This is a genomic window from Aeromonas sp. Y289-2 (assembly GCF_027705925.1).
In the GTDB taxonomy this organism is placed as follows: Bacteria; Pseudomonadota; Gammaproteobacteria; order Enterobacterales; family Aeromonadaceae; genus Aeromonas; species Aeromonas veronii.
Genome location: NZ_JAPDCH010000005.1, coordinates 33,188 through 50,554, shown reverse-complemented (window position 1 = coordinate 50,554; position 17,367 = coordinate 33,188). Strand labels below are relative to the sequence as shown.

General features: G+C 58.6%; 12 protein-coding genes. 5 read left to right on the top strand and 7 right to left on the bottom strand.

Features of this window, described 5'->3' with window-relative positions; translation table 11 throughout:
- Positions 1-147 precede the first annotated feature (147 nt).
- The 3 genes from OKC43_RS09600 to OKC43_RS09590 all read left to right on the top strand — a co-directional run bounded on the left by OKC43_RS09600 (position 148) and on the right by OKC43_RS09590 (position 6,876).
- Positions 148-1,197 carry an efflux RND transporter periplasmic adaptor subunit gene (locus OKC43_RS09600; protein ID WP_162517487.1) on the top strand — a complete coding sequence of 350 codons (1,050 nt, stop codon included), beginning with the start codon at positions 148-150 and terminating at the stop codon, positions 1,195-1,197.
- Complete coding sequence (locus OKC43_RS09595; protein WP_270804013.1) at positions 1,197-4,313, top strand: efflux RND transporter permease subunit; 3,117 nt, start codon at positions 1,197-1,199, stop codon at positions 4,311-4,313. The genes OKC43_RS09600 and OKC43_RS09595 overlap by 1 nt, the downstream gene beginning before the upstream one ends.
- 211 nt (positions 4,314-4,524) lie before the next feature.
- A complete protein-coding gene (locus OKC43_RS09590; protein ID WP_236272532.1) occupies positions 4,525-6,876 on the top strand; it encodes a YgiQ family radical SAM protein in 2,352 nt (783 codons plus the stop codon).
- A gap of 151 nt (positions 6,877-7,027) precedes the next feature.
- Here OKC43_RS09590 and OKC43_RS09585 read toward each other — a convergent pair whose 3' ends face one another.
- The 5 genes from OKC43_RS09585 to OKC43_RS09565 all read right to left on the bottom strand — a co-directional run bounded on the left by OKC43_RS09585 (position 7,028) and on the right by OKC43_RS09565 (position 12,629).
- Positions 7,028-8,491, bottom strand: coding sequence for a DUF4041 domain-containing protein (locus OKC43_RS09585; protein ID WP_042052640.1), 1,464 nt, complete (start codon positions 8,489-8,491; stop codon positions 7,028-7,030).
- Between the two features lie 4 nt (positions 8,492-8,495).
- Positions 8,496-8,843: a hypothetical protein gene (locus OKC43_RS09580; RefSeq protein ID WP_236272817.1), complete on the bottom strand. Its 348-nt coding sequence runs from the start codon at positions 8,841-8,843 to the stop codon at positions 8,496-8,498.
- 391 nt (positions 8,844-9,234) lie between these two features.
- Entirely contained in the window at positions 9,235-10,734 is a 1,500-nt protein-coding gene (locus OKC43_RS09575; RefSeq protein ID WP_236272818.1) for a histidine-type phosphatase, read from the bottom strand.
- Between the two features lie 286 nt (positions 10,735-11,020).
- Complete coding sequence (locus OKC43_RS09570; protein WP_236272819.1) at positions 11,021-11,599, bottom strand: hypothetical protein; 579 nt, start codon at positions 11,597-11,599, stop codon at positions 11,021-11,023.
- A gap of 421 nt (positions 11,600-12,020) precedes the next feature.
- The gene (locus tag OKC43_RS09565; protein ID WP_236272820.1) at positions 12,021-12,629 is read right to left on the bottom strand and encodes a short chain dehydrogenase; all 609 of its coding nucleotides are present in this window, start codon (positions 12,627-12,629) and stop codon (positions 12,021-12,023) included.
- 105 nt (positions 12,630-12,734) lie between these two features.
- Here OKC43_RS09565 and OKC43_RS09560 point away from each other — a divergent pair, with 105 nt between their 5' ends.
- On the top strand, positions 12,735-13,616 hold the full coding sequence (locus OKC43_RS09560; protein ID WP_236272821.1) for a LysR family transcriptional regulator: 882 nt from the start codon (positions 12,735-12,737) through the stop codon (positions 13,614-13,616).
- 128 nt (positions 13,617-13,744) lie between these two features.
- Positions 13,745-14,659 carry a Gfo/Idh/MocA family protein gene (locus OKC43_RS09555; protein WP_236272822.1) on the top strand — a complete coding sequence of 305 codons (915 nt, stop codon included), beginning with the start codon at positions 13,745-13,747 and terminating at the stop codon, positions 14,657-14,659.
- Positions 14,660-14,771: 112 nt separating this feature from the next.
- Here OKC43_RS09555 and OKC43_RS09550 read toward each other — a convergent pair whose 3' ends face one another.
- A complete protein-coding gene (locus OKC43_RS09550; protein WP_019446869.1) occupies positions 14,772-15,122 on the bottom strand; it encodes a TusE/DsrC/DsvC family sulfur relay protein in 351 nt (116 codons plus the stop codon).
- A 25-nt stretch (positions 15,123-15,147) separates the two neighbouring features.
- The gene (yccS, locus tag OKC43_RS09545) at positions 15,148-17,313 is read right to left on the bottom strand and encodes a YccS family putative transporter (protein WP_201967246.1); all 2,166 of its coding nucleotides are present in this window, start codon (positions 17,311-17,313) and stop codon (positions 15,148-15,150) included.
- Positions 17,314-17,367 lie beyond the last annotated feature (54 nt).

Below are 17,367 nucleotides of genomic sequence, written 5' to 3'. Positions count from 1 at the left end.
GCGTGAAAACAAACGGCGCGACCTGAAACAGAGTGAGCTTATCCCGCTCTTGTTACGTTTTGTCACATTTATACATAGTCACGGCATAGTCTGGGGCTAAAATGGCCCCAATCTGGATTTACCCTCTCACTCTTCATGGACTGTTCGATGAAAATGCGTATCTGGCTCGGCTTGGGCCTTCTTCTAATCGTGGTTGCCGGCGTCTGGGCGCTGCGTCACAGCGAACCCGCCGCCAAAGCACCGACCAGACAGGTCAATATCCGCACTCAAACCGTCAAACAGAGTCTGGCCGAGCCGACCCTCAAGCTGGTGGGCAAGCTGGCGGCCAATCGTTCTGTCATCATCAGCCCCGAAGTGACCGGTCGCATCGTCAAGATTGCGGTGCAATCTGGTCAGAGCGTGGCGAAGGGGGAGACCCTGATCGCGCTGGATGCGGGCAAGCAGCAGGCGGAGCTGGCCGAGCAGAGCGCCAGTCTGCGCGACGAGAACCGCAAGCTGAGTGATATGCGCAAGCTGGTGGCCCGTGGCGCCGTGACCCAATCCGAGCTGGAGGGGCAGGAGGCCACCGTGGCCCAGGTGCAAGCTCGCCTCGATGCCGCCCGCTACGAGCTCTCCCTGCGTACCCTGCAGGCGCCCTTTGCCGGTACCGTGAGTCTGATTGACTTGAGTGAAGGGGCGCTGGTGGGCAGCGGCGACACCCTGCTGCATCTCGATGAACTGGACAAACTGCGCCTCGATCTGGCGGTGCCGGAGCGTTACCTCTCCCTGCTGCGCCCGGGCATGGCGGTCACCGCCACCAGCACTGCCTGGCCGGATCAGCAATTCAACGGCACTCTGACCACTCTAGATAGCCGCATTTCAAACGATACTCAGAACATCAAGGCGCGGGTGATGATCCCCAATGGCAATGGCCAGTTGCGCCCGGGCATGTTGCTCAATGTGGAGCTGGCACTGCCCGCCCAGCAGCTCACCCTGATCCCCGCCCAGTCGGTAGAGTACGCTGGTGAGCAGCGCTTTGTTTACCGTCTCGAGGCCGATGGCCGGGTCAAGCGGGTGCCTGTAGTGCTCGGCGAGACCGAAGGGGAGACCGTCTGGGTCACCGAGGGGCTGAAGGTCGGCGATCGCATCGTGGTCGAGGGGCTGGTCAATCTGCGTGATGGGGTGCAGGTGCGTGATCTGGCCGAGGTGAACGGCTGATGTGGCTCTCCGATATCTCAGTTCGCCGCCCGCTGGTGGCGGTGGTGCTCAGCGCCCTGCTGACCGTGTTTGGTCTGGTCGCCTTCAGCAAATTGACGGTGCGGGAGATGCCCGATGTGCAGATCCCCTCGGTCTCCATCACCACCACCTATGAGGGGGCTGCCCCCTCGGTGATGGAGAGTCAGGTCACCAAGCCCATCGAGGATCAGCTCTCCGGCATCAGCGGCATCAAGAACATCAACTCCATGACCCGCAAGGGTCGCTCGATGATCACCGTCGAGTTCAAGCTCGGCTGGAACATGGTGGAGGGGATCTCCGATGTGCGCGATGCCCTTTCTCGCGCGCGGCCACGGCTGCCCGATGATGTGGACGAGCCGCTGGTGACCAAGGATAGCGGCAACGGCGATGTGGCGATCTGGCTCAACTTCAGCAGCAGCCAGATGGATCGCACCGCCATGACCGACTACGCCAACCGGGTGCTGGTCGACCCCTTGAGTCTGGTGGACGGGGTGAGCGAAGTGGCGCTCTCCGGCGATCTGACTCAGGTGATGTATGTACGGTTGCGCCCGGCCGACATGGCGGCCCGAGGCATCACGGTGAGCGATGTGGAAGAGGCCCTCAAGCGCGAGAACATCGAGCTGCCGGGCGGCGAGATCCGCAACAACTCCATGACCATGGCGGTGCAGATCGCCCGTCTCTACCACACAGCGGAAGATTTTCAGCAACTGCAAGTCACCACAGCCGCCAACGGCCAGAGCGTCTATCTGGCCGATATCGCCGACGTGGCGGTGGGAGCCAAGAACGAAGACAGCGCCTATCAGCGCAACGGCAAAGAGAGTCTGGGTATCGGCATCGTCGCCCAGTCCACCGCCAACCCGCTGGCTGTCGCGCAGGGGATCGAGAAGAAACTCGGTGAGATGCAGCGCTTCCTGCCGGAGGGGGCCAAGCTCGAGGTGGATTACGACTCCACCATCTTTATCAAGCAGGCCATCGACGAGGTGTACGAGACCCTGGCCATCTGCGCCGTGCTGGTGGTGGCAGTGCTCTATCTGTTCCTCGGGCAGGGGCGCACCACGCTTATTCCTGCCATTACGGTGCCGGTATCGCTGATATCAGCCTTTATCGGCGCCTGGTATTTCGGCTTTTCCATCAACCTCATCACCCTGCTGGCCCTTATTCTCGCCATCGGCTTGGTGGTGGATGATGCCATCGTGGTGGTGGAGAACATCCACCACCATCTGCAGCGGGGTGAACCGCCCCTGCTGGCCGCCTGGCACGGCACCCGCGAAGTGGGCTTTGCGGTCATCGCCACCACCGCCGTGCTGGTGATGGTGTTTGTCCCCATCGCCTTTATGGATGGCATGGTGGGGCGGCTCTTTACCGAGTTTGCGATTCTGCTTTCGCTTGCGGTGCTCTGCTCCTCGCTGGTGGCGCTGACCCTGACCCCGGCCATGGGCTCCTGGTTGATGCGCCCGCTGGATAAACCGAACCGGCTGACCGCCGGGCTCGACCGCGGGCTCGGCTGGCTGGAGGGGCACTATCGTCACCTGCTGGCGTGGGTGCTGCGTCGCTCCCGCTGGACGCCGCTGGTGCTGCTGCTCTGTCTGGGCGGTATCGGGGCCCTCTTTGCCCAGCTGCCGACCAGCCTTACCCCGACCGAGGATCGCGGCGTCATCTATGTCTTCGTCAAGGGGGCAGAGGGGACCAGCATCGAGCGGATGAAGCGCAACATGCAGCAGGTGGAGTCCGCCATCATGCCGATGCTGGGCAAAGGGGTGGTGCAGGCGCTCAGCTTCAGCACCCCCGCCTTTGGCCGTGGCGGCGATCAGACCGGTATGGTGATCATCCAGCTCACCGACTGGGCCGAGCGCGACGTCACCGCCACCGAGTTCTCCCGCTCGCTGGGTGCCAAGCTCTCCGGCATTCCCGATGTGATGATCCGCACCTTCCAGCCCGGTTTCCGAGGCGGCTCCACCGCACCGGTGCAGTTCGTGCTGCAGGGTAACGACTATGCCGAGCTCTACCAGCAAGGGTTGGCGCTGCAACAGGCGGCGCAGGGCAGCGGCCTGATGCTGAGCCCGGATCTCGACTACGCCGAGAAGACCCCCGAGCTGCAGGTGACCATCAATCGCGACAGCGCCAGCCAGCTCGGCATTCCTGTCTCCACCGTGGCCAACAGCTTGCAGACCCTGCTGGGCGGGGCGAGCAAGACCACCTATGTGGACAGGGGCGAGGAGTATGACGTCTACCTGCGCGGCAACCAGACCGAGTTCAACGGCATCTCGGATCTTGGCCGCATCTACCTGAAGGCCGCCAATGGCGAGATGGTCAGTCTCTCGACTCTGGCGACCGTCAAGCAGGTGGCGACTGCCAACCGCCTCAACCACTACCAGCGGCAAAAGGCGATCTCCCTGACCGCCGATGTGCACCCCGATCACACCCTGGGTGAGGCACTTGATTTCCTCGATGGTTGGGCCAACGCCAACCTGCCCACCGGTATGACGGTGGATTACGCCGGTGATTCCAAGGATTACCGCGACAATCAGGGGGAGATGGTGCTGGTCTTTGGCCTCGCCCTGCTGGTGGTCTATCTGGTGCTGGTGGCCCAGTTCGAGAGCACCCTGACCCCGGCGGTGGTGATGGTGACTGTGCCGCTCGGTATCTTCGGCGGCCTGCTTGGCCTCTGGCTGACGGGGCAGGAGATGAGCATCTACAGCCAGATCGGGATGATCATGCTGATCGGCATGGTGACCAAGAACGGCATCCTCATCGTCGAGTTCATCAACCAGCTGCGCCAGCGCGGCGAAGGGTTCGAGGAGGCGATCATCGCAGGCTCGGTGCGCCGCTTGCGCCCCATCCTGATGACTTCGCTGACCGCCATTATCGGCGCTGTGCCGCTGATGCTCTCCATGGGGGCGGGTTACGAGAGCCGGATGGCGGTGGGGACAGTGGTCTTCTTCGGATTGTCGCTGGCAACCCTAGTCACTCTGCTGGTGGTGCCCGCCATCTACCATCTGATCGCCCGTCACGCCGGCATGACAGGGGCGCGGGATCAACAGGTAGACGAAGCGCTGGCCGCCAAAGGGGCAGGGGAGTCGCACCCTCCGGCGCCCTGATCAGCGCCTTGGCCTCAATCCTGGCCTGAACCCTGACCTGCGCGCTCAAGCGGGGGCCGGTTATCAGCCTCATCATCACAAGGGCGCCTGCGGGCGCCCTTGCTATTGCGGGCGGCAGCCTATTCCGCGGGATCTATAGGGACAAAAAGCCATCGCTCCCCTTGGCCGCAACCGGTATAATGCGCGACCCGAATTTTTCCAGGTGTTCAAAATGCAGCCGGTACCCAACCTTTTCTCCTATCCCCGCTATTGGGCCGAGTGCTACGGCACTGCGCCCTTCCTGCCCATGTCCCGCAAAGAGATGGACAAGCTCGGTTGGGACAGCTGCGACGTCATTCTGGTGACGGGGGATGCCTACGTGGATCACCCGAGCTTCGGCATGGCGGTCATCGGCCGGATGCTTGAGGCGCAGGGCTTTCGGGTCGGCATCATCGCCCAGCCGGACTGGTCATCGAAGGATGACTTTATGCGTCTGGGCAAACCGAATCTCTTCTTCGGGGTGACCGCGGGCAACATGGACTCCATGATCAACCGCTACACCTCCGACAAGAAGCTGCGCCACGACGACGCCTACACCCCGGGGGATGTGGGTGGCAAGCGGCCGGATCGCGCGACTCTGGTCTATACCCAGCGCTGCAAGGAGGCCTTCAAGGAGGTCCCCGTCGTCATCGGCGGCATCGAGGCTTCCCTGCGCCGCATCGCCCACTACGACTACTGGTCCGAGACCATCCGCCGCTCCATCCTGCTCGATGCCAAGGCCGATATCCTGATCTACGGCAACGCCGAGCGGCCGCTGGTGGAAGTGGCCCACCGCATCGCGGCGGGGGAGAGCATCGAGACCATGCAGGATATTCGCGGCACCGCCGTCATCCGCAAGGAGCCGCTGCCGGGCTGGAAAGGGGTGGATTCGAGCAAGCTCGACCAGATTGGCCGCATCGATCCCATCCCCAACCCCTATATGGAAGGGGCACCCTGCTCGGATGATGCCACCGACGCGGCCCCTGCCGCGCAGGAAGCCCAGCCTGTGCTGGTGCAGCCGCCCAAGCCCAAACCGTGGGAAAAAACCTATGTGAAGCTGCCGGCGTTCGAGCGGGTCAAAGAGGACAAGGTGCTCTACGCCCACGCCTCGCGCATTCTGCACCACGAGACCAACCCCGGCTGTGCCCGCGCCCTGTCGCAGGCCCACGGCGATCGCATCGTCTGGGTCAACCCGCCCGCCTTCCCGCTGGAAACCGAGGAGATGGACGGCGTATTCGGCCTGCCCTACCAGCGAGTGCCGCACCCGGCCTATGGCAACGAGAAGATCCCCGCCTTCGAGATGATCAAGACCTCGGTCAACATCATGCGCGGCTGCTTTGGTGGCTGCTCCTTCTGCTCCATCACCGAGCACGAAGGGCGCATCATCCAGAGCCGCTCGGAAGAGTCGATCTTGAAAGAAATTGAAGATATCCGCGACAAGGTGCCGGGCTTTACCGGTGTCATCTCGGATCTGGGCGGCCCCACTGCCAACATGTACAAGCTGCGCTGCAAGAGCCCCAAGGCCGAGCAGACCTGCCGTCGCGCCTCCTGTGTCTGGCCCACCATCTGCCCGCACATGGACACCGACCACAGCCCGACCATCAACCTCTATCGCAAGGCGCGCGACCTCAAGGGGATCAAGAAGATCCTCATCGCCTCCGGCGTGCGTTACGACATCGCGGTCGAAGATCCTCGCTATATCAAGGAGCTGGCCAAGTACCACGTCGGCGGCTACCTCAAGATCGCGCCGGAACACACCGAGGAGGGGCCGCTCTCCAAGATGATGAAGCCGGGCATGGGCAGCTACTACCAGTTCAAGGAGCTGTTCGACAAATACTCCAAAGAGGCGGGCAAGCAGCAGTATCTGATCCCCTACTTCATCTCCGCCCACCCGGGCACCACGGATGAAGACATGATCAATCTGGCGCTCTGGGTCAAAGAAAACCGCTTCAAGCTCGATCAGGTGCAGAACTTCTATCCGTCGCCGCTCGCCAACGCCACCACCATGTATTACACGGAGAAAAACCCGTTAAACAAGGTGAGCCGCACCGGTGGCGATGTGTTTGTTGCCAAGGGCGAGCGCCGTCGCCGCCTGCACAAGGCGCTGCTGCGCTACCACGACCCCGCAGGCTGGCCGATGATCCGCGAAGCCCTGCTCGCCATGGGTAAGGGCCACCTGATTGGCAATGGCCCCGGCTGTCTGGTGCCAGCGGAAGGGCGCAACGAGCGCGCCGCCAGCGGCAAGGGGCTGAAACCGGCCCTGACCCGTCACAGCAACATCAGTCACCAGCGTGGCAATGGCACAGGCAACAAGCCGACGGGCGGCAAACCGGTGGGTTCCCAGCTGCACAAAGGCGCGGCTAATGGCAAATCGGCCGCACAGGGCGAAGGCAAGAGTGCTGGTAAGGGTAAACCTGCCGGAAAACCCGCTCATAAGGGCAAGGCGCCGACCCGCGCCGGCTCTGCCAAGCCGGGTGCCAAATCCGCTGCTCAAGGCGGCAAGCCTGCGGCCAAAGGCAATGGAGCCAAGCGACCGGCCCGGTAAGTTTTTCTGATTGAAAGTGATAGAAATAAAAAGGCGACCGGATGGTCGCCTTTTTTAGTTTAAAAATTAATGTCATTATTATTTTTATATATTAAAAAGAATGATTTTTAATTATTAACATGTAATGTAAGTTAATTATTAAACTACTGCATTAAGCAACCAGTTCAACAGTTTGAAGGCGCAAGCTCTCATAATACTCCTCTGCCAATGCTGTTAATTTAAACTCACTATCAATATCAACAATAGTATCCACAGCATCCTTTATCGACAACAAGTCTACTTGGAAGAATTCTTTCCTCAGATTTACTGCATTCACTCGATGAGCTCTAAATTCACGATGTAAAGCTGCCTCCAACGCCGGAGCATCATCGGAATAAATCATAGCATGAACATCAAAAGAAAATGGCACACTAGCATCACCTAACTCTTTAACTCTATCCATCGGATCTAGTCTCCTAGTTAAGCCAATTTTATAGATATCCTCACCAAATGAACCAATATTACTGATGACGTATACATGGCCTTTACGAGTTTGTTCAGCCATGCTTTTGGCTCGAGCCTCTTTCATCTCTGCCTCAAGTAGCTGTTGTTCAAGCTCAGCTATTCTCTGCTCTGCAAATGCCCTTTCGCTTTCAGAGGTTTTCAACAATTCTTCTCGAGCCTTGCTCAATAGATCCCTATAGATACGCTCTTCCTTTTCAGCCTCAGCAATAGCTCGCTCATACTCTTTAATTGCACGCTGTTCTTCGCGGATCTGTTCTTTTATGATTCTTTGCTCATCAGCCTCTTCTTGTTTTTTCAAGGTGTATTGATACTGAAGCTTGCACTCTTCAAATTTCAATTCTACATAACTAATATTAAAGCCACACTTCAATGTTGCTGCTGACTTTTCTATTGTGTTGGCAAGACTTTCTATTCTCTGCAAGGTTCGGGCGAAGTTACTAGGACTCACCTTCCCAATCAAGAAATCACACTCAATATTAAATGCCGCTAGCATTAGCTTTATTTGACCATCGAGAATCTTTTTGTTTAATGATTTGTCATTCGCAATGATCAGAGTGACAGGATACGTTATCGCATTTTTATCTCTAATTAGATCTTTTTGTTGGCTTCGGATGTATTTTATTTCTTCTGAAAATCTAGCTGATGTTTCATAGAGATACTCTGGATTTTCAAAATGCCCAACAGACGTGAATTCGTCCAATCGAGAGTATAGGTCAAGCATTCCCATCAGATTTTTCACATCAACATTGAGCTTTGCTATTTCTAATGAAAGCCGATCCTTTTCCTCACTCTGTTTGTTATTTTGTTCAGTTGCTTCTCTGATTCTTTCTAAAAGCTGGGCTTCATCTGCTTTAAGTGCCCTCAGCTCTTCCGTCTCAATTCTGACCTGCTCTAGTTCTTTTGTATCGTTATACAAATCACTTTTTAGCGATGTAAGGCTCTCTTTTAATTGCGACAACTCTGTCTCAAGACTTGTATGCTCGCCAAGCTTAGCATCAACATCAGCCTTATATTTAGCCAGCTCCTTGTTATGTTTTAATTTGAGAATGAAATAGCCAATCAATATAGCTGCAATTGCACCAATGATAATGGCTAAAAGCATGTGTTCCATTTTTCTACCTTAGTTGTAAACTGATAAATTGTTGGCGCAGAGTCGCACGCTCTAAGCATCTGTCTTCATATTCGCCTTGGGCATCAGAAAGTTCATCTTTTAATCTTTCCTTTGCCTGAGCAATACTCAATTTTTCAGCTTTTTTAGCCAGTGCAAATTTTTCCTTTTCAGCACGAATTGCATCTCGTTCCTGTTCTCTTAAAAATTTTTGATATTCTCTTTCTGCTCTGGCATTTTCGCGTTCGGCAGACTTTTGTCTACGCGCTGATTCCCTAGCAGCCTGCTTACCGGCTCTGTCAATTGCCTTAGCGACTTTGATAGATAAACTTAAAAGACTACCCCGCCTTGCCAAACCATCCTCCTTACCACTTGTTTCTGTAACCTATTGTCATATGAAAAGATAAAACCTGAGACACCCACCCTTCTGAGCAGGAATAATGCTAGCGAGTCCCACGCTAATGCCCGTGGATTACAGCATTTCACAATGCTCAATTAACCAGCAGTGCAGGTACCAATTGCTGATTAATAAGCACCGTATGGGGATGTTAAGCCAAGCAAGGTTTACGACGCGAGCCTTTAAGTGATTAAATTGTCAGAAATTAATCATTTTTTGCGCTTGATCAGCAAATGGAACTGGAAGGCGGCTTTATAGCCATATTCATCTCTGGCAAGCAGGGAAGGGGAGTGAATAGGGGCGACCTGCTGGTCGCCCCTAGTGATTGCCATATCCAGTGCGCGAAGGGTTAGCCGTTATAGCCGTAGCAGCGCTTGAGCTCCTCGAAGTCGTAGTAGTGGCTGCCGCTTTGGTAGGGCTGGCAGCCTGTTTTAAAGGCGATCTCCTTTTCGTTGTAGAGCATCTTGACCAGCACCTGCCGCTGCCCGTTTTGGTAGATATCCCACTGAATATTGGCGGTATAGGGGGAGACCCAGCCGCCGCGCCACTCGTTGTTCTGCTGGCTGAACAGCTGATCCGGGCTGGCCCCCTGACGGCTCCCTTCCAGCTTCATCAGGGCGGCGAGGGGGATAATGGCTTCGGCGTGGGCAAAGCGCAGGGTGGCCCGTCTACTCTGCTCGCCTTCCACCACCTGACGCTGCACCTCGCCAAACAGGCCGTCGAGCAGCGGCTGGGCAATGGCGTAGGGGGCACTCTGGTTGGCAAAGCTCGGCCCCTTTTCGTAGAAATCTTCCGCATCGGAGAGGTAGGAGAACCAGGCAGACTCCTGTGGAGTGAGGAACTGCTCCAGCGCCCAGGGTTCGCTGCCCTGTGCCTGCGCTTCGCGGATCATGCCGGGGCCGATGATAAAGAGGTTGTAGAGCATCAGGGCGGCATCCACTTCGTCGCGCACATAGGTCATGCCGCCATCCTCCGGGTTGACGGCGACAAACTCGACGCCGCCCGCCAGATAGTCGACAAAGCCCTTGCTGTAGATACGCTCCAGCATGCTGCGGGCCATCTCTTTGGTCTTGCTCAGGTTTTTAAGCTGATCCAGCGCCCTGGCCAGCTCGGGGGCCGGGGCGATTCCGGCATCTTCGTCGCCGATAAAGCGCTGGTAGCTCTCATAGGCGGGCAGGTAGCGGGCGTAATCCCCCTCGGGCGTGGTCTTGTGGAAGTAGAGCTCGAACTTGTTGACCAGCTTTTTGTCGATCTTCGAGGGGTCATTCTGCGTGAGGTAGCACTGCGCCGAGTCGCTGACATAGTTCACGCTGCGCTTGAGGCTCTCCATAAAGTAGAAGGCGCTTTCGTTGGCCCTGTCCTTGCCCGAGGTGACCACCTTGATGCAGTGGGGCTCGCTGCTGTTGAGCAGGGTCGGCAGCCGCGCCGCCAGCCGGGTGGCGAGATTGGCGTGCTCCTCCTTGCCCAGCGCCGAGAGCAGGCCATAGCCCAGTTTCTGGTTGGCGGCCGTCACCAGATCGACCTTGCCTCCCAGCCCCTGCCCGAGAGTGGTGAGCGCCCCCTGACGCTGCGCCTCTTCCCATACCAGCTTGGTCAGCACGTCATATTTCGGGCTGGAGAGGGAGCGCGAGCCGTGGCGCGCCACCATCTCGGTAAAGACCGGGCTGAACCCCTGAGGCGCTGGCTCGTAGCTCTCCGCCTGCTGCTGCGGGCTGTAGACCGCTTTGGTGCTGTATTGATAGGCGGTTTTGCCCTGGCTGTCGGTAGACGATTCGTTCTCTGACTGGCAGCCGCCAAGCAAGACCAGCGAGACGGCCACAGCCACATAAGAAGAGCGCGGGAAAGTCATGATGTTCCTTATCTATCCATATGAAAAATAAGTGAAAAACTCTATGACTTGAAAATGACCGCGGGATGTCAGCCAGATGACAGGCTGATGACTTCTGATAAAGCAGTAAGCAAGGGGAGGGGCAGAGGATGGCTATAGGGAGGGTAATAGAGGCTCAACCAACCACTGCGCCTGTCACGGCTGAGTGGTCAGTGAGCGCTGTTGGGATGGGCCTTATTGCCTTACCTCCTGCCCCGCCATCTTGATCCAAAGGGGAGGCAATTAAAGGTTGCCAATTAAGGGTTGCTCAATACCACGCCAATATGGCATCGAACATGCGGGTATGGGTCACTTGCAGGTTTGCCGCCTTGGTAGAAATGGCTGCGCTATAGAGCTGGACGCCGGGTTCGTTATGACTCTGCACCAGATAGTTTTTATGGCGACAGGTCCCATAGAGAGAGAGGCTTTTTCTCGCACAGTGGCCGAGAAACAGCACGGCGCCAAGGCCGATCAACAGGCCGGATATATCCAGCAGATTGATATCCAGCAGATTGACGGCGGGCAGGGCAAATTGTGCCTCGGCTTGCTGCGCGAATTCATAGAGCGACACGGCAAACATGGCGCCGCAGAACAGCAGTTTGAGGCGGGCGAGGCTGGTGAGTTTGGTCTGCATCACGTCCGGCGAGGCAAAGTAGAGGTTCTCCAGATGCCGTCTCTGCTCCTTGATAAGGATCCCGCGCACATTGACATCAACCTCGACCTGGGTCGATTCGCGATAGACCAATCCCTGTTTTTCCCACTCGTCCGCCAGCATGGCAACCAGCACCGGATAGAGGACAATGGCCAGGCCGCAATAGATCGGCAGCGCATGATATCCGCTGGACATCAGTCCAACTGACAATATTGCGAATATATAGGGCGACAAGGCTTTGAGTGCAATTGATGATTTCATCGTTATACATCCATAAATAACGCGTTTTATAAGTGCCGATAGCGCACAGGCAATAGTGGCCGCGCCAATAAGCTGCGGCCAAACAGGGCGTTGGTCAGCGGTAATCCATTCCGGCATATGGCCTGAAATAGTCCCTTTGCTCGGCAACAGGGACAAGAGCGCCATAGTAAGCCAAACGAGGCCGCTCTGACAGTGACCCGGATGACATAAATCTGTGTGCCGCCGTCGAAATGAAATCATATTTTGTCGCTACTCCGGTTCCTCTATGCAAAAAGCCCCGAGAGCAGAGCTTTCGGGGAAGAGGAAAAACATCGACAAGGAATTACAAAGGCATTGGGGTCACACCTGAACCGGATCAGGCATCGACATAGATCACCTGGCCGCTAATAAAGCCATCGACGGAGCGCTCAAACGCCTTGCCGACCAAAGCGCCCGGCACCGGCTGGAAGCCGGGCATCATCTCGCCATATACGTCCCACGCCTCTTTCAGTACGGTCGGGTTGACCACATTGATGCGGATGCCGCGGGGCAGCTCGTGGGCCACGCACTGGACAAAGGTATCGATGGCGCCGCTGGTGGTGGCATCGGCAATGGCCAGCGGGATCGGCTTGATATTGAGGATGCCGGAGATCAGGGTGAAGGATCCCCCCTGATTGATGTAGTTGAGGCCGATATTGACCAGATTGATCTGCCCCATCAGCTTGCTCTGGATGGTGGTTTGCCACTGCTCGTCGCTCATCTCGCCAAAGGGGGCGTATTCGCAATAGCCGGCGGTATTGACCACCGCATCGAAGGATCCCACGTTTTGGTAGAGCCGCTCGATGGACTCTCTGCTGGTGATATCCACCTGAAAATCACATCCCTCGCCGGAGCGGCTGGCGGTAATGACCTTGTGCTTGCCCAGACCACTGAGGGCGGCTTGCCCCATTTTCCCCTGAGCACCAATCAGAATGACTGTTTTCATCGTTAACCTCGCTTTGCTGGAAGAGCTGCAAGGTTAGAGAGCCACTGATACAATGTAAATCATGGGTGGTTTGTATGTGATACAACTTTAATTGGTGAGGTGAGGGTGGAGAAGATCGATATCAGGCAGATGCGGGTGCTGGTGCTGCTGGTGAGATACAAGAGTGTGTCGCGGGTGGCCGAGCTGCTGGAGATCTCCCAACAGGGGGTGAGCAGCCATCTGAAAAAGCTGCGCGACCTCTTTCCCGCCGAGCTGTTTATCCGCCAGAGCGCCGGGTTGCAGCCGACCGACTACGCCTGCCAGCTGGCCGCCAAGTTCGAGCAGATCCTGGCCGATATCGACGGAGTCTTTGTGGCCGCCCCCTTCGATCCCGCCAGCAGCGAGCGCACCTTCAGGGTGATGGCCAACGAATATGCCCAGCTCGCCATTATTCCAAGGCTGGCGAGCGCTCTGCGCAGTCAGGCGCCCTCCATCCGGCTCGATGTGGTGGACTTTCAGGCCGAGCAGCATCTGGACGCACTGGCCAGCGGCGAGGTCGATCTGGTGATTGGTTTTGATGCCTATCTCGACCCGGGGTTGCTGCGCGCCACCCTGCGCCGGGATCACTACTGCTGTGTGCTGCGCCGCGACTCCCGATATCTTCCGGACAACGCCCCGCAGGATCTGGCGGCCATCCCCTTTGTGCAGTTCGCCAACAGCGTCGGCAATTTCGAAGGGCAGATGAGCCCGCAGCAGGTTGCCAGCGCGGCGGTGGCGACGCTCCCCTGTTACACCTCGCTGCAAGCCTTTATGTCGGTCAATGACGTGGCGGCCTGCATTCCGTCGGCCATCGCCGCCCTCGGCGATTTTCGCGTGCTGGAGCTGGCCGGGGCGCCGCAGCAGTTCGAGGTAGTGGTCGGCAGGCACCGCAAAAGTCAGGGCAATCTCGCCATCGAGTGGCTGGCCGAGGTAATCAAGTCGGTCTGCGATCTTGCCATGCCGAGATAACATCGCCGTTTGCACAGAGCTGCACACGCCTGCCAGCGCGCTAACGGCAGGCTGGATCTGCGGGACAAATCCTGCGATGGTGCGGGCAGTTATCCGCTTGTCCCGTTATCGAGTGAAAAGGAGTTGAGATGCGCATTGCCATGATTGGTCTGGGGGATATCGCCCAGAAAGCCTATCTGCCGCTGCTGGCGAGCGACGAGCGGATCACCCCGCTGCTCTGTACCCGCAATCCATCGGTGCTGGAGCAGCTCGCCCGCCAATATCGGGTCGCTGAGTGCTTTACCGATGTGGCGGCCATGCTGGTCAGCCGCCCCGACGCCGTGATGATCCACGCCGCGACCGCCGTTCACCGCGAGCTGGCCGAGCAGTGCCTGCGTGCGGGGATCCCCACCTTTGTCGACAAGCCCCTGTGCGACAATCTGGCCGAGGCCGAGGCGCTGGCCAACCTCGCCATCGCGCAAGATTGCGCCCTCTTTACCGGCTTCAACCGCCGCTATCTGCCCGCCATGGTCGAGGCGCGGGCCCAGCCGCTCACCGAGCTGAACTGGCAGAAACATCGCTTCGCCCTGCCCGGCAAGGCACGGGATTTTATGTTCGACGACTTTATCCATGTGCTCGACAGCCTCTGTTTTTATGGTGGCGTGCCGGTCGGCGACTTTCATGCGGTATTGCGCCCCTGTGCGCAGGACAACAGCCTGTTGGCCGGGGTGAGCGTCAGCTGGCAGAGCGGCGATCGTGCCATCAGCGGCAGCATGAACCGCAGCGCCGGGATCACCGAGGAGCGCATCGATGCCTACGGCGACAACCTCTCCCTGCACCTTGAGAACTGCACTCGCGGCAGCATCGCCCGCGACAAGCAGGCGCAGATGCTTAGCCCCAACGACTGGCAGCCGGTGCTGGCCCAGCGCGGCTTTGCCGCCATGCTGGCGCACTGGTATCAGCAGATTGAATCGGGCAAAGCGGATAGCGAGCTGATCGCCTCCTACCTGCACGGTCACCGGTTGGCGGAGCAGCTGGTGGCGCTGGCTGACCAGCGGGGATAAGGCTGGCTGGAAGCCTCAGAGATATGAATTCGAGGTGCGCGAAGATAGCGCACCAAACACAACGGGGCCCGCAGTTGCGGCCCCCCGTTGTTATGGGATGAGATGCATGGGATCAGATGCACTTCACCGGTTTGGGCAGGCCGCCAATCTTGGTCGCCTGCTTGGCTGGGCCTTCCGGGAACAGCTTGTAGAGGTAGCGGCTGTTGCCCTTCTCGGGGCCGTACTGTTTCTCCATCGCCTTGACCAGCGCGCGGATGGCGGGGGAGGTGTTGAACTCCAGATAGAAGGCGCGCACAAAGCGCACCACTTCCCAGTGCGGCTCCTCAAGCGTGATCCCCTCCTGCGCAGCCAGCACCAGCGCCAGCTCCTCGCTCCAGTCGTTGCTGTTGAGCAGGTAGCCCTTGGCATCGGTCTCGATGAGTTGGCCGTTGAATTCCAGCTGATGTTTTTCGGACGCAGACATGGGGGGCTCCTCGCTAATGGGGCTATCAGGATTGGGCGGGCATGGTAGCGCCTTGATCCCCGGTGAGCAACCGGCTCTCGTTGGCCAGATGCAGCAGCTGATCTGCCAGCTCGCTGATCAGGTTGAGCTGCTGGGTCAGCATCAGCTGCTCCTCGCTGCTGTCCGGGCTGCTGTCCGTGCAAAGAAGGGGGCACTGACCACCGATGGAGCTGGAGGGATTGCCCGCCAGATGACCGGCGGCCTGCTCAAGGGTGTGGCAGATGTGGTGGCGCACCTCATCCAGCCCGCTGATGGCCTCCAGCTTGTCGCGATGGGCCCCCAGCGCCGAGATGTAGGAGAGCAGGGCGTGGTTGCGCCAGGTGAGGGTAAAGCAGAGATCGAGGAAGCGGCGGCGCTTTTGCGGCTCCACCAGCATGCTCTGCCAGGCGGTGGCCAGTTCGCTGTCCGCCAGATGGGCGCTCTTGCGCGCCACCCGATAGTCGATGGACTCGTCCCGCTGCTGCTTGAGGCTCGCCAGCACCGCCGAGAGGTAGCGGGCGTTGGCCGAGAGCGAGTTGGCGATCAGCGTCGGCAGCCGCTTGTACTGCCAGTCAGGCCACAGCCAGGCTACCAGCCCGTAAGAGATCAGGCAGCCGAGCAAGGTATCGAGCAGCCGCGGCCCCAGAATGGCAAAGCCGATGCCATCAAGCAGGTTGAACGCCATCAGCACGTAGAGGGTGATAAAGCAGACCGCGGCGCTGTAGTTGTTGCGCACCTGAGTGAAAAACAGGAAGGCGGCGAGCCCCATCACCACCAGCTGGACGTGCAGCTCGGGGAAGAGCCAGAGCACCGGAATGCCCACCAGTATGCCGGCGAAGGTGCCGAGCATCCGCTGCACCAGTCGGCGGCGGGTGGCGCTGTAGCTGGGCTGGCAGACAAACAGCACGGTCAGCAAAATCCAGTAGCCCTTTTCCAGATCAAAGGCTTGCAGTATGCCGTAGCCGATCACCAGTCCTAGGGAGAGGCGCAGCGCGTGGCGAAACACCATGGAGTGCAAGGTGAGGTGCTGCTTGAGCTGGGTCAGCAGCGGCAGGCGGGGCGGGCGCGCCAGCGCGGGCAGCTCCTGCTCTGGCTGCTCGGGGTTTTGCAACACTTCGGCGCTGCCCAGCAACTGGTTGATGCTGGCCAGATTGCGGCGCAGGAACTTCATCGGCGTCAGCAGGGTTTTCGGGTAGTGCTGCTTGAGATTGGTGAACTCCAGCTGATCGCCAAGGGCCTCCAGCGTCCAGTGGATGCGCTTGTTATGGGCGTAGGGCTTGTGCACCAGAATGGCGTAACCGAGCCGCTGGCACGCCTCGGAGAGCTGCAGGAACACCTCCTGAAACCCTTCCAGTACGATGCCCTGCTTGAGCTCCGCTTCCAGCCGGCTGTAGGGGTAGTGGCTGGAGGTGGCACGCTCGTGAATTTCCAGCGCCAGCAGGTAGAGGCGCAGCAGGCTGGCCAGCTCGGGGCTGGCCGGATGACGGCGGCTCAGGCGGGCGTTGAGGGCCGATTTGGTGAGGGTCAGCGCGCTCACCAGATTGATGTTGAGCTGGGCCAGATTGTGGCGAATGGCCTGGGCGCCGTGCTCGTCCGCCGGGAAGAAGCGGGATTTTTCCAGCAGGTAGCGACCAAGGGCGAAGTAGCTCTGGGCCAGCTGCTCGTGCAGGGTTTTGTAGGGCAGCAGCCAGAGCCAGATAAACGAGACCAGCCCGTACCAAAGGGCGCCAGCGCCGAGCGCCAGCGGTTGGTAGAAGAGATCCGGTGCCTTGGCGGCACCCAGCATGGTGTAGATGGCGATCAGCAGCGAGCCGAAACTGATGGTGGCGTAGCGAGCGCCGAGCGCCCCCACCATCACGAAGATAAAGGTGGAGCTGGCCAGCCCGATGGCAAACAGCCAGGGGGTGGGGTAGAGATACTGCACGCACAGGGACGCAAACATGAAGCAAATCAGCGTCATGGCGAGGTTTTTGAGGCGTCCCCACAGGCTGTCGTCGGTTTCGGCGATGGCGCCCGCCACGACCCCGAGGGAGAGCAGCACGGTGAGCTGGATATTGCCGGTGGCCAGGGTGAAGGCGAGCAGACCGAGAATGGCCAGCAGTACCTTGAGGGCGAAGTAGATGTGACTATCGGTCAGCAGTCGGCGCAGCAGGCCAGAGAGATCCATCGGCATGAGACAGGTGAAACCCTTGATCGAAACGAGAGCGAGATAGTAACCCGCCAAGCG

Coding starts and splice junctions, on each gene's coding strand:
- OKC43_RS09550 (WP_019446869.1), bottom strand. CDS start 15,122: ATGTCTGCGTCCGAAAAACATCAGCTGGAATTCAACGGCCAACTCATC.
- OKC43_RS09595 (WP_270804013.1), top strand. CDS start 1,197: ATGTGGCTCTCCGATATCTCAGTTCGCCGCCCGCTGGTGGCGGTGGTG.
- OKC43_RS09600 (WP_162517487.1), top strand. CDS start 148: ATGAAAATGCGTATCTGGCTCGGCTTGGGCCTTCTTCTAATCGTGGTT.
- OKC43_RS09570 (WP_236272819.1), bottom strand. CDS start 11,599: ATGTCCAGCGGATATCATGCGCTGCCGATCTATTGCGGCCTGGCCATT.
- OKC43_RS09585 (WP_042052640.1), bottom strand. CDS start 8,491: ATGGAACACATGCTTTTAGCCATTATCATTGGTGCAATTGCAGCTATA.
- OKC43_RS09590 (WP_236272532.1), top strand. CDS start 4,525: ATGCAGCCGGTACCCAACCTTTTCTCCTATCCCCGCTATTGGGCCGAG.
- yccS (WP_201967246.1), bottom strand. CDS start 17,313: ATGCCGATGGATCTCTCTGGCCTGCTGCGCCGACTGCTGACCGATAGT.
- OKC43_RS09555 (WP_236272822.1), top strand. CDS start 13,745: ATGCGCATTGCCATGATTGGTCTGGGGGATATCGCCCAGAAAGCCTAT.
- OKC43_RS09565 (WP_236272820.1), bottom strand. CDS start 12,629: ATGAAAACAGTCATTCTGATTGGTGCTCAGGGGAAAATGGGGCAAGCC.
- OKC43_RS09575 (WP_236272818.1), bottom strand. CDS start 10,734: ATGACTTTCCCGCGCTCTTCTTATGTGGCTGTGGCCGTCTCGCTGGTC.